The sequence below is a fragment of the Phaeacidiphilus oryzae TH49 genome (assembly GCF_000744815.1).
Lineage (GTDB): Bacteria > Actinomycetota > Actinomycetes > Streptomycetales > Streptomycetaceae > Phaeacidiphilus > Phaeacidiphilus oryzae.
In genome coordinates this window covers 3,559,022-3,571,559 of record NZ_JQMQ01000005.1, presented here as the reverse complement: position 1 = coordinate 3,571,559, position 12,538 = coordinate 3,559,022, and the positions used below count along the sequence as shown (strand labels likewise).

The following is a 12,538-nucleotide window of genomic DNA, read 5'->3' as shown; positions in this document are numbered from 1 at the left end:
CCTCGGTGGTCTCGGTGGTCCTGGGCTCTCGGCGGTGGGGCCGGAGTTACTTCTTCGGCCGGTTCCCGCCGGAGCCGCGCTGCCGGCGCTGCCCCGACCGGTTGCTCCGGTTGCCGGCGTTCCCCGAGCCCGAGCGCTGCTGGCCGGAGCGCTGCGGCTGGCCGGCCTTCTTGGCGGCCGGCTTCTGCCCGGACTGCTGGCCCTTCTGCCCCGCCTGCTGCTTGCCGGTCTGCCCGGACTTCGCGGACTGACCGGACTGACCGGACTGACCGGACTGACCGGTCTTCGCCGCCGGCCCGGACTGCGCCTTGGTGTCGGCCGGCTTGGCGTCCTCGACCGCGTCGTCCTGCTCCTCGGCATCGGCCACCGCGGTACCGGTCACCGTGGCTCCGGCGCCCTGCGCCTGGCGCTGGGCCTTGGTGGTGCGCTTCGGCTGCTGCCGACGCGGAGCCGCCGTGGTCTCGGCCGCGGCGGCGGCCTCGGTCTCCGCCTCGGAGCCCTTCACCAGGGAGGCCAGGCCGCCCTTCTTGATCACGGTGCCGTCCGCGGCGAGCTTGCCCTGGGCCTTGAGCCGGGCCTGCCGCTCCTTCCAGGCGATGCTTCCCGGGGTCGGGTTCCGCCGGATGACGACCAGCTGCTGACCCATCGACCAGACGTTGGTGGTCAGCCAGTAGACCAGCACACCGATCGGGAAGTTGATGCCGAAGATCGCGAACATCACGGGGAAGACGTACATCAGCATCTTCTGCTGCTGCATGAACGGGGTCTTCACCGAGGTGTCGACGTTCTTCGTCATCAGCTGGCGCTGCGTGATGAACTGCGAGGCCGCCATCAGCACGATCATGATCGCCGCGACGATCCGGACCGTCGTCGGGTCGGCACCGAGGGCTGTGATCTTGGACGCGCTGTCGAGGAACTTGACCGACAGCGGGGCACCGAAGATGTGCGCCTTCTGCGCGCTCTGCAGCAGCGTCGAGTTGATCACGCCGACCGTGTGGCCGATCGCGATGTTGTGGAGCACGCCGTAGAGCGCCGAGAAGAACGGCATCTGGATGATGATCGGCAGGCACGAGGAGAACGGGTTGGTGCCCGCCTCCTTGTACAGCTTCATCATCTCTTCGGACTGGCGCTGCTTGTCGTTCTTGTAGCGCTCCTGGATGGCCTTCATCTTCGGCTGGATAGCCTGCATGGCCCGGGTCGCCTTGATCTGCTTCACGAAGAGCGGGATCAGGCAGATCCGGATGAGGACCGTCAGGAAGACGATGGAGAGGCCCCACGACCAGCCGGTGTCAGCACCGAAGAGGGGACTCAGCGCCGCGTGGAACTGAACGATGACCCACGAGACGGCGTAGTAGAGGGGCGACAGGAGCGTTTGAAGAAACCCCGGCACAGTCAGGTCTCCTTGGGCTTTAGGGGCGAGGATGCCGGACGGCCGGCGCTACTGAGGGTGGGGTTCCCTCGGTGGGACAGGTGGTTCCGCAGGCGCTGGTGCCAGACGGGCTTCTGGCGCGGGGGGACGTGGTCCACGCCACCCGGACTCCACGGATTGCAGCGCAGGATGCGCCACGCGGTCAGCCCGCTCCCCTTCACGGCCCCGTGCACCCGGATCGCCTCGTACCCGTAGTGGGAGCACGAGGGGTAGTAACGGCACACCGGACCGAGAAGCGGGCTGATGGTCCACTGGTAGACCCGGATCAGCCCCATCAGCAGGTACTTCACTGCCCTGCTCCCGTCGACGAGGATGCGGAACCGGAGGCGGGCACCTTTCTCTGCGGACCGGCCGGGTCTTCGAGCAGCCGCCGCAGAGCGGTGTCCAGGTCTCGTGCGAGGTCCGCGTACTCCGCACCGGCAGCCGGTGGAAGCGCACGCACCACCACCAGGCTACCGGCGGGCAGAAGGTCCAAGCGGTCACGTACGAGATGGCGCAGTCTGCGCTTCACCCGGTTACGGACCACCGCGGGGCCCACCGCCTTGCTCACGACGAAACCCGCACGGGCCGGGGGAGTCATCCCCCCGACGCGGTGCGGGTTTCCCGTCGACACTTCCGGCGCGGCTACGTCGCGCCGGAGATGAACCACCAGCAGCGGCCGGCCGGCACGCCGTCCGCGGCGGACCGCGGTGGCGAAGTCCTCGCGCCGCCTCAGCCGGTTCTCGGAAGGCAGCACGACACGACCCGACTCAGCTGGTGATCAGGCGGAGAGGCGCGCGCGGCCCTTGCTCCGGCGAGTCGCCAGGATGGCGCGACCGGCACGGGTGCGCATACGCAGCCGGAAGCCGTGGGTCTTCGCGCGACGACGGTTGTTCGGCTGGAAGGTGCGCTTGCTCACTCGGGGGCTCCAGAGGTCAATCGAAGGGGTGCGGGGAATCGACTGGCCGTCACCGTGCGTCCGCGTGATCTCCGTCCCTTGCTCCGGGGATCCACGACGCCCGTGCTGCTCGCCTGTGATCTTCAGATCAGCGGACTGTCCCGCGGGCATGCGGCAGCGGCCATCGACAACTCGACCTGGTTACGGTACGCGGCGGATGGACGCCGGGTCAAACCGGGTGATGCCCGGCCCTCCGGATCACCTCGGCCCCGACCTCTGACAGGCTGTCAGCCGGACTCCTCGCCGAACCCGCCGACCCCTTGGGGCACCTGGCCAGCAAGGTACCCGTCCCGGCTCCGGACCGGCTCGCCCAAGCGCCTCTCGTTGCTCCGGACGGATGTACACAGCCTGTGGACAACGACTTGAACGGATGGCCGGGCGCTTATTACCGTTGCAGGACTTGCCTGCACCCCCGCGGTTCAAGTCCCTTCACACCTCTCCGTACGGAACGCCCCAGGAACCACCCGCACAGGTGGTCCTTCCGGCGCGCGCTTCCGTCCTGGGGTGGAACGAGAAAGCGTGCACCAGTGGCTGACACAACCAGCGACCTGCCCACCGCATGGGCGCGGGTGGTCGAGCGGCTGAGCACGGGCCAGGGCGTCGAGGCCATGGACAGGGTCTGGCTGGACCGCACGCATCCGATGGGACTGATGGCGGACACGGCGCTGCTCGCCACCCCCAACGAGTACGCGAAGCAGGCGCTGGAGACCCGGCTGCTGCCGCTCATCACCGAGGCGCTCAGCGGCGAGTTCGGCCGCCCGATGCGGATCGCGGTGATCGCGGACGCCAGCGCCGTGCCGGCGGCCGAGCCGCTGCCGGGCAGCCGCCCGCAGCCGCAGCCGCAGCCGCAGGCGCCGACCGGGCAGGCCCAGGCCCCGGGGCCGGCCCCGGCCGCAGAGCCCGGTTATGACGCCCAGTCAGGCTACGAACCGCTGCCCTCCTACGAGCCGCAGCCCGGCTACGACGCGCCGCCCAGCTATGACGCCCAGGTCGGCTACGACCCCCAGCCGGGGTACGACCCGCAGACCGGCTACGACGCCCCCGCGGGCTATGACGCGCCCGCAGGCTATGACGCGCCCTCGGGCTACGAACCGCAGCGCCAGCCAACGGCGGCGGCGGCGCCTGCCCCGCAGGCTCCGCACCACCACCAGCAGCAGCCCCGGCACGAATACGGGGACCCCACGGGCGGTCAGCCCGTCCCCGGCCAGTGGCCGACCCCGCGCACCGCCCTCGGGCAGTCCGCCCCCGGACAGGACGAGCTGCCCTACTACGGGGGCGGCCGCGCCGAGCACCCGGAGCCCTCGCACGAGCAGGGCCACCAGCCGCCCAGCGGCTACCCCGGCTACCGCCGCCCGGAGAGCTACCCGGAGCAGCCCCCGGCGCCCGGCGACTGGGAGCAGGGCCCCGGCGAGGACCCGGCCTACCCGCACGCCCCGCACAGCCCGCAGGCGCCGCAGACCGGCCAGCACGGCCAGCACACCCAGCACGGGCAGACCAGCCAGCACGGCCAGCACACCCAGCTGCCCCGCCCCACCGCCCCGGCGGCCGAGGGCGGCCCCGAGCGGCGTCCGCGTCCGGTCCCCGGACCGCGCGGCGAGGAGGCGGAGCCCAAGCCGACAGGACCGGCCGGCCCGAGCGGCCCCGGCGCCCGGCCCGCGCCCCCGGCGCGGGACGCCGAGGTGAAGCTGCCCGAAGCGCCGCGGAAGGGTCCTGACTCACCGTCGGCCCCCGGCGCCCCGGCGCGCGGGGGGTCCGTCCACGGCAATCCGCCGGGACCGCGCTCCGGCGGCGGCCCCGCCCTCCACGGCGCCCGCAAGGACGAGCCGGCCGCCCGGCTGAACCCGAAGTACCTCTTCGAGACCTTCGTCATCGGAGCGAGCAACCGCTTCGCCCACGCGGCCGCGGTCGCCGTCGCCGAGGCCCCGGCCAAGGCCTACAACCCGCTCTTCATCTACGGCGAGTCCGGCCTGGGCAAGACCCATCTGCTGCACGCCATCGGGCACTACGCCCGCAGCCTCTTCCCCGGCACCCGGGTCCGCTACGTGAGCTCCGAGGAGTTCACCAACGAGTTCATCAACTCGATCCGGGACGACAAGGGCGACGGCTTCCGGCAGCGCTACCGCGACATGGACATCCTGCTGGTCGACGACATCCAGTTCCTGCAGAACAAGGAGTCGACGCAGGAGGAGTTCTTCCACACCTTCAACACCCTCCACAACGCGGACAAGCAGATCGTGATCTCCTCGGACCGGCCGCCCAAGCAGCTGGTCACCCTGGAGGACCGGTTGCGCAACCGCTTCGAGTGGGGCCTGATCACCGACGTCCAGCCGCCCGAGCTGGAGACCCGGATCGCGATCCTGCGGAAGAAGGCGATCCAGGAGCAGCTGAACGCGCCGGCTGAGGTGCTGGAGTTCATCGCCTCCCGGATCTCCCGCAACATCCGGGAGCTGGAGGGCGCCCTGATCCGGGTCACCGCCTTCGCCAGCCTCAACCGGGCGCCGGTCGACCTCCAGCTCACCGAGATCGTGCTGAAGGACCTCATCCCCGGCGGGGAGGAGGCCAGCCCGGACATCACGGCGGCCACGATCATGCAGCAGACCGCCGCCTATTTCGGGCTGACCGTGGAGGACCTCTGCGGTTCCTCGCGGAGCCGGGTGCTGGTGACGGCCCGCCAGATCGCCATGTACCTGTGCCGGGAACTCACCGACCTCTCGCTGCCGAAGATCGGCGCGCAGTTCGGCGGCCGGGACCACACCACGGTGATGCACGCGGACCGGAAGATCCGCACGATGATGGCCGAGCGCCGGTCGATCTACAACCAGGTCACCGAGCTCACCAACCGCATCAAGAGCTAGCCGCCGGGCGAACCGCCGCCGGTATTGCCGGCGCAGGGCCCGGAACGAGGCGTCCTCCTCGTTCCGGGCCCTTTTTCGGCTTCCGCCGCGGCCGCGGGCCGATCGAATGCAACTCCGAGAGCCTGCGGGGAATCGAACTGGGCCCTGCGCGGGGCGGACAATCCACAGGATCGAACGGATCCGTTCCTCCACACCCTGGGGAACACCGGGAAGCCCCGAAGTTGTCCAGAATCGTTCCACAGGCCGCTGGTTTGCGGGACCATCGATGCAGCTCAAGACCCTGTGGACTTGTGGGCAAAAGTTATCCACAGGATGTGGACCGTGGATTCGAACCCCTGAGCGGACTCTGAGTTGTCCACCGCCCGTCCCCAGGTTTGGTAAGTTTTCCCCAGGCTTTCCACAGTCGGGTCCACAGTTCGGCAACAAGAAACGCCCCATCACCTCTGCGTGTGAGAAGCGGCACACCGAAGTTCACGCATGCCCTGGGGACAACCGGGGGAAAATCTGGGGACGGAGCTGGGGACAACCTGGGGACAGTCGAGGGCCCCCTGTGGGAAAACGAACCCCATCCACAGAAGAGCGGGGTTTTCCACCTCTCCGCCCACAGCCCGCGGTGGACAAAAAAGCCGGGCTGACCTGCGGTGGAACCGGTTATCCACGGTATCCACAACACCTATTACTACTCCCCCAGAGATCTATCCCGGACTTTCAGCTAACAGGGGGCGGGGCGCCGAGCTGTGGATGACGGCTCGTCGTGGTCGATCAGACGTTCTTCTCCCCTTCGACCCCGGCTGTCGGTGGAGTACGTCAGACTGTTCCCCGGCAACTGGAAGACGACACACAGGTCGGTACAGCGGCGGGAGCCGGTGGAAGCAGCGGGAGGCGGTGTCCGGTGAAGTTCCGGGTGGAGCGTGACGTACTGGCGGAGGCGGTGGCCTGGGCCGCCCGCAGCCTCCCGGCACGGCCGCCGGTGCCGGTCCTCGCGGGCCTGCTGCTGACGGTCTCCCAGGGCGAGTCGGCCCAGGGGCAGGAGGGCTCCCTGAGCCTCTCCGGGTTCGACTACGAGGTCTCGGCCCGGGTCGCGGTCGAGGCCGAGGTGGAGGAGGCCGGCACGGTCCTGGTCTCCGGCCGCCTGCTGGCCGACATCTCCCGGGCCCTCCCCAACCGGCCGGTGGAGATCTCCACAGACGGTGTACGGGTCATCGTGGTCTGCGGCAGCTCGCGATTCACACTCCCCACCCTGCCTGTGGAGGAGTACCCGGCGCTGCCCCAGATGCCCACCGCCACCGGCGAGGTCGCGGGGGACGTCTTCGCCGCCGCGGTCGCCCAGGTCGCCGTCGCCGCCGGACGGGACGACACCCTCCCGGTGCTCACCGGCGTCCGGGTGGAGATCGAGGAGGACCGGGTCACCCTGGCCGCCACCGACCGCTACCGCTTCGCCGTCCGCGAGCTGCTGTGGAAGCCGGAGCAGCCGGGCCTGAACTCGGTGGCCCTGGTGCCCGCCAAGACCCTGCAGGACACCGCCAAGTCGCTGGCCGGCGGCGGCGCCGGGGAGAACGTCTCGATCGCGCTGGCCGGCACGGAGGGCGACGGCGAGGGCCTGATCGGCTTCGAGGGCGCCGGCCGCCGCACCACCACCCGGCTGCTGGACGGCGAGTTCCCCAAGTTCCGCAGCCTCTTCCCGACCGAGTTCAACTCGATGGCGGTGATCGAGACCGCGCCGTTCGTCGAGGCGGTCAAGCGCGTCGCGCTGGTCGCGGAGCGGAACACCCCGGTGCGGCTGAGCTTCGAGCAGGGCGTGCTGACCCTGGAGGCCGGCTCCGGCGACGACGCGCAGGCCACCGAGCGGGTGGACGCGGACCTGGAGGGCGACGACATCTCGATCGCCTTCAACCCGGGCTACCTCCTGGAGGGCCTGTCCGCGATCAACGCCCCGTTCGCCCAGTTCGCGTTCACCACCTCGACGAAGCCGGCCCTCCTCAGCGGCAAGCCCGCCGCCGACGCCGAGGCGGACGAGACGTACAAGTACCTGATCATGCCGGTGCGGCTGTCCAGCTGAGCCGAGGGCGGGGCGCCCGGCGCTCCGCCCGACCGGACCCGTCGGCAGGCTGCCCCCGCAGGCCCGGGCGTACGCTCGGTGTCGCGCGGCAAGGGCGCCGCCGCCAAGCCACGTAGGTACACACGTTAGGACTCCCGATCATGGAGCTCGGCCTCATCGGTCTCGGCAAGATGGGCGGCAACATGCGCGAGCGGCTGCGCCGCGCAGGGCACACCGTCATCGGCTACGACCGGAACCCGGACGTCACGGACGTCGCAAGCCTCAAGGAGCTGGTGGACTCGCTCGCCGCTCCCCGGGTGGTGTGGGTGATGGTGCCGGCCGGCGCTCCGACCCAGCAGACCGTCGACGAGCTCGGCGAGCTCCTCTCCCCCGGTGACACGGTGGTCGACGGCGGCAACTCCCGCTGGACGGACGACGAGAAGCACGCCGAGGAGCTGGGCACGAAGGGCATCGGCTTCGTCGACTGCGGCGTCTCCGGCGGAGTCTGGGGCCTGCAGAACGGCTACGCGCTGATGTACGGCGGGGACTCGGCGCACGTCGCCAAGGTCCAGCCGATCTTCGACGCCCTGAAGCCCGAGGGCGAGTACGGCGCGGTCCACGCCGGCCGGGTCGGCGCCGGGCACTTCGCCAAGATGGTCCACAACGGCATCGAGTACGCCATGATGCAGGCCTACGCCGAGGGCTGGGAGCTGCTGGAGAAGGTCGACTCGGTGACCGACGTCCGCGAGGTCTTCCGCTCCTGGCGGGAGGGCACCGTCATCCGCTCCTGGCTGCTGGACCTGGCGGTGGACGCCCTGGACAAGGACGAGCACCTGGACGGCCTGCGCGGCTACGCGGCCGACTCCGGTGAGGGCCGCTGGACGGTCGAGGCGGCGATCGACAACGCCGTCCCGCTGCCCGCGATCACCGCCTCGCTCTTCGCCCGCTTCTCCTCCCGCCAGGAGGACTCCCCGTCGATGAAGATGATCGCCGCGCTGCGCAACGAGTTCGGCGGCCACGCCGTCGAGAGCAAGAAGTAAGCAGCAGGCACCGAGCCACCCACCGGGAGGGAGCGCGGCCGGCCCGCGCAACGCCGTATGCATGTCGCGCATCTGTCGCTGGCCGACTTCCGTTCCTACGCCCGGGCCGAGGTTCCGCTCGGCCCGGGCGTGACCGCCTTCGTCGGGCCCAACGGCCAGGGCAAGACCAACCTGGTCGAGGCCGTGGGCTATGTCGCGGCGCTGGGCAGCCACCGGGTCGCGGGGGACGCCCCGCTGGTCCGGCAGGGCGCCGAGCGCGCGGTGGTGCGGGCGGCGGTGGTCCGGGACGACCGGCAGACCCTGGTGGAGCTGGAGCTCAACCCCGGCAGGGCCAACCGGGCCCGGATCAACCGCTCGGACAACGTCCGCCCGCGGGACGTCCTCGGCCTGCTGCGCACGGTGCTCTTCGCGCCGGAGGACCTGGCCCTGGTGAAGGGCGATCCGGGGGACCGGCGGCGGTTCCTGGACGATCTGCTGGTGGCGCGGGCGCCCCGGCTGGCCGGTGTCCGGCAGGACTACGAGCGGGTGCTCAAGCAGCGGAACGCGCTGCTGAAGAGCGCCGCCACGGCCCGCCGGGCGGCCGGCCGCTCGGTCGACCTCTCCACCCTGGACGTCTGGGACGACCATCTGGCCCGCTCCGGATCCGAGTTGACGGCCCGTCGGCTGGAGCTGGTGGCGGCGCTCGGCCCGCTGGTCTCCCGGGCGTACGCCGAACTGGCCGGGCCCGGCGCGGAGACCGTGCTGGAGTACCGCTCCTCGGCGCTGCCCGAGGGCGAGTCGGCGGCCGCCGCGCCCAAGGACGCCGCCGAGGCGCACCGGCTGCTGCTGGAGGCGCTCGGCCGGTCCAGGAAGCAGGAGCTGGAGCGGGGGGTGACCCTGGTCGGCCCGCACCGCGACGACCTGACGCTCCGTCTGGGCACCCTGCCGGCCAAGGGGTACGCGAGCCACGGCGAGTCCTGGTCGTACGCGCTGGCCCTCCGGCTCGCCTCGTACGAGCTGCTGCGGATCGACGAGCTCGGCCCGGAGGCGGCGCGGACCGCGGACGGGTCGCTGCCCGAGGGGCCCGGCGGCCCGGTGCTGATCCTGGACGACGTCTTCGCCGAGCTGGACTCCAAGCGCCGGGAACGGCTGGCCTCGCTGGTCTCCGGCGGGGAGCAGGTGCTGGTCACCGCCGCGGTCCCGGAGGACGTCCCGGCGCAGCTGTCCGGTGTGCGCTTCTCGGTGCGCGACGGCCTGGTGGAGCGGGTGGACTGATGGACGGTCAGCAGATTCCGGCCGGAGGGTCCGGCGGGGAGTCCGGAGGAGAGCCCGGCGGGGCCGGGGCCCCGGAGGAGGAGCGGAAGCCCACGCCCGAGCTCTCCGGCGTCGACCTGGCGCGGGTCGCCCTCCGCGCGGCGAAGGAGCAGGCCAGGCAGCGCGGCGAGCAGGTCCGGCAGAAGAAGGAGGCCCGCCGGAACGGGCTGCGCAGCGGCGCCCGCGCGGACGGCCGGGACCCGCAGCCGCTGGGTGCGGCGATCGGCCGGCTGATCACCGAGCGCGGCTGGGAGGCCCCGGCCGCGGTCGGCGGCGTGATGGGCCGCTGGCCGCAGATCGTGGGCCCGGATGTGGCGGCGCACTGCGCGCCGGAGCACTACGCGGAGGAGGAGCGGGTGCTCACCGTGCGCTGCGACTCGACGGCCTGGGCGACGCAGCTGAGGCTGCTGGCCCCTCAGCTGGTGGCCCGGCTGAACGCGGATCTGGGCCATGGCACGGTGAAGCTGATCAAGGTGCTCGGCCCGGCCGGGGCCCCGCGCCGGCACGGCCGGCTGCGCGCCCCCGGAAGCAGCGGACCCGGCGACACCTGGGGCTGACGGGGCCGCTGCTCCGGCAGCGCCGCGGGTGGGGGTCTCCGGCCGCGTGTGCGGATCCGCTGAGTGCCGATGTGAGCGCGTTTCGCCCCCCGGCCGCGTATGGGGTCATGGGCAGAGGGGATTGCGAGCGGCACAAAGCGGCTCAGGGGCTGCCAAAGGCCCATCACCGTCGGCGGTACCGGTAGACTGAGGGTGCTACCGCCGCTTGCGGTGACTGAGTCGAGTGCCGAGGCCGCTCCGGGCCCCCAGATGAGGAACGGATGCGGCCCGAGCTGTGCCAGAAAGGGCGCTTCGTGGCCGATTCCGGCAACCCCAACCAGAACCCTGTTGACCCCGCCGACCCCGAGGACGCCGCTGCGAGCGGCGCGGCGCACGCGGTGACCGAGCCAGTCGCCGAACCGTCGTACGACGCCAGTGCGATCACCGTGCTCGAGGGCCTGGATGCCGTCCGCAAGCGTCCGGGCATGTACATCGGTTCCACCGGTGAGCGCGGCCTCCACCACCTGGTGTACGAGGTCGTGGACAACTCCGTGGACGAGGCCCTGGCGGGTCACGCGGACACCATCGACGTGACCATCCTGCCGGACGGCGGCGTCCGGGTGGTGGACAACGGCCGCGGCATCCCGGTGGGCATCGTCCCCTCCGAGGGCAAGCCGGCCGTCGAGGTCGTCCTCACGGTGCTGCACGCGGGCGGCAAGTTCGGCGGCGGCGGCTACGCGGTCTCCGGCGGCCTCCACGGTGTCGGCGTGTCCGTGGTGAACGCCCTCTCCACCAAGGTCGCCGTCGAGGTCAGGACGGACGGCCACCGCTGGACCCAGGACTACAAGGCGGGCACGCCCACGGCGCCGCTGAAGAAGAACGAGGAGGTCGAGGAGACCGGCACCTCGGTCACCTTCTGGGCCGATCCGGAGATCTTCGAGACCACCGAGTACTCCTTCGAGACGCTCTCCCGGCGCTTCCAGGAGATGGCCTTCCTCAACAAGGGCCTGACCATCAAGCTGACCGACGAGCGGCCCGACCACGTCGCGGAGGACGGCAGCCCGGTCTCGGTGAAGTACCACTACGAGGGCGGCATCTCCGACTTCGTGAGGTACCTCAACTCCCGCAAGGGCGAGGTCGTCCACCCGACGGTGATCGACTTCGAGGCGGAGGACACCGAGCGGAAGATCTCGGTCGAGGTCGCCATGCAGTGGAACAGCGGGTACAGCGAGGGGGTCTTCTCCTTCGCCAACACCATCCACACCCACGAGGGCGGCACCCACGAGGAGGGCTTCCGCTCCGCGCTGACCGGCCTGATCAACCGGTACGCCCGGGACAAGAAGCTGCTCCGGGAGAAGGACGACAACCTCTCCGGCGAGGACGTCCGCGAGGGCCTGACCGCGATCATCAGCGTCAAGCTGGGCGAGCCGCAGTTCGAGGGCCAGACCAAGACCAAGCTGGGCAACACCGAGGCCAAGACCTTCGTCCAGAAGATCGTCTACGAGTACTTCTCGGACTGGCTGGACCGGAACCCCTCGGAGGCCGCGGACATCATCCGCAAGGGCATCCAGGCGGCCACCGCCCGGGTCGCCGCCCGCAAGGCGCGCGACCTGACCCGGCGCAAGGGCCTGCTGGAGACCGCCTCGCTGCCGGGCAAGCTGAGCGACTGCCAGTCCAACGACCCGGCCGAGTGCGAGATCTTCATCGTGGAGGGCGACTCCGCCGGCGGCTCCGCCAAGGCCGGGCGGGACCCGCGGGTACAGGCGATCCTGCCGATCCGCGGAAAGATCCTCAACGTCGAGAAGGCGCGGATCGACCGGGTGCTGCAGAACCAGGAGATCCAGGCGCTGATCTCGGCCTTCGGCACCGGCATCGGCGAGGACTTCGACGCCTCCCGGCTGCGCTACAACAAGATCATCATGATGGCGGACGCGGACGTCGACGGCCAGCACATCAACACCCTGCTGCTGACCCTGATGTTCCGGTTCATGCGGCCGCTGATCGAGGCCGGCCACGTCTACCTGGCCAAGCCCCCGCTGTACAAGATCGACTGGGGCAAGGGCGACGTGGAGTACGCGTACTCGGACCCCGAGCGGGACGCCCTGGTCGAGCTCGGCCGGCAGAACGGCAAGCGGATCCGGGAGAACTCGATCCAGCGCTTCAAGGGTCTCGGCGAGATGAACGCCGAGGAGCTCCGGGTGACCACGATGGACGCCGAGCACCGCATCCTGCGGCAGGTCACCCTGGACGACGCCGCCCTCGCCGACGACCTGTTCTCGGTGCTGATGGGCGAGGACGTCGAGGCCCGGCGGAGCTTCATCCAGCGCAACGCCAAGGACGTCCGCTTCCTCGACATCTGATGAGTCGGCCCTCGCCGTAGGCAGCCGCGCTCGAAAGGACTGAACAGCAG

10 protein-coding genes are annotated in these 12,538 nt (G+C 70.9%); 6 read left to right on the top strand and 4 right to left on the bottom strand.

The genetic code is table 11. The features are described from left to right. Positions 1–46: 46 nt before the first annotated feature. The 4 genes from yidC to rpmH are packed head-to-tail and all read right to left on the bottom strand — an operon-like array spanning position 47 to position 2,327. Positions 47–1,390, bottom strand: a complete 1,344-nt coding sequence (gene yidC / locus BS73_RS19605; RefSeq protein ID WP_037574330.1) for a membrane protein insertase YidC — start codon at positions 1,388–1,390, stop codon at positions 47–49. Between the two features lie 2 nt (positions 1,391–1,392). Beyond that, positions 1,393–1,719: a membrane protein insertion efficiency factor YidD gene (yidD, locus tag BS73_RS19600; RefSeq protein ID WP_037574327.1), complete on the bottom strand. Its 327-nt coding sequence runs from the start codon at positions 1,717–1,719 to the stop codon at positions 1,393–1,395. Continuing rightward, the gene (rnpA, locus tag BS73_RS36370; protein WP_084704199.1) at positions 1,716–2,165 is read right to left on the bottom strand and encodes a ribonuclease P protein component; all 450 of its coding nucleotides are present in this window, start codon (positions 2,163–2,165) and stop codon (positions 1,716–1,718) included. The genes yidD and rnpA overlap by 4 nt, the downstream gene beginning before the upstream one ends. 24 nt (positions 2,166–2,189) lie before the next feature. After that, complete coding sequence (gene rpmH, locus BS73_RS36365; protein WP_003975051.1) at positions 2,190–2,327, bottom strand: 50S ribosomal protein L34; 138 nt, start codon at positions 2,325–2,327, stop codon at positions 2,190–2,192. A 566-nt stretch (positions 2,328–2,893) separates the two neighbouring features. Here rpmH and dnaA point away from each other — a divergent pair. From dnaA to gyrB, 6 genes are all read left to right on the top strand, one after another. After that, positions 2,894–5,221 (top strand): chromosomal replication initiator protein DnaA, encoded by a 2,328-nt coding sequence (gene dnaA, locus BS73_RS19595; RefSeq protein ID WP_037574324.1) that lies wholly within the window; start codon positions 2,894–2,896, stop codon positions 5,219–5,221. Positions 5,222–6,113: 892 nt separating this feature from the next. Continuing rightward, positions 6,114–7,280 (top strand): DNA polymerase III subunit beta, encoded by a 1,167-nt coding sequence (dnaN, locus tag BS73_RS19590; protein ID WP_037574320.1) that lies wholly within the window; start codon positions 6,114–6,116, stop codon positions 7,278–7,280. A gap of 140 nt (positions 7,281–7,420) precedes the next feature. Continuing rightward, entirely contained in the window at positions 7,421–8,299 is an 879-nt protein-coding gene (gnd, locus tag BS73_RS19585; protein ID WP_037574316.1) for a phosphogluconate dehydrogenase (NAD(+)-dependent, decarboxylating), read from the top strand. Between the two features lie 57 nt (positions 8,300–8,356). After that, positions 8,357–9,553: a DNA replication/repair protein RecF gene (recF, locus tag BS73_RS19580; RefSeq protein ID WP_037574313.1), complete on the top strand. Its 1,197-nt coding sequence runs from the start codon at positions 8,357–8,359 to the stop codon at positions 9,551–9,553. Further along, positions 9,553–10,149 carry a DUF721 domain-containing protein gene (locus BS73_RS19575; protein ID WP_037574310.1) on the top strand — a complete coding sequence of 199 codons (597 nt, stop codon included), beginning with the start codon at positions 9,553–9,555 and terminating at the stop codon, positions 10,147–10,149. The genes recF and BS73_RS19575 overlap by 1 nt, the downstream gene beginning before the upstream one ends. 260 nt (positions 10,150–10,409) lie before the next feature. Continuing rightward, positions 10,410–12,488: a DNA topoisomerase (ATP-hydrolyzing) subunit B gene (gene gyrB / locus BS73_RS19570; RefSeq protein ID WP_037574308.1), complete on the top strand. Its 2,079-nt coding sequence runs from the start codon at positions 10,410–10,412 to the stop codon at positions 12,486–12,488. Positions 12,489–12,538 lie beyond the last annotated feature (50 nt).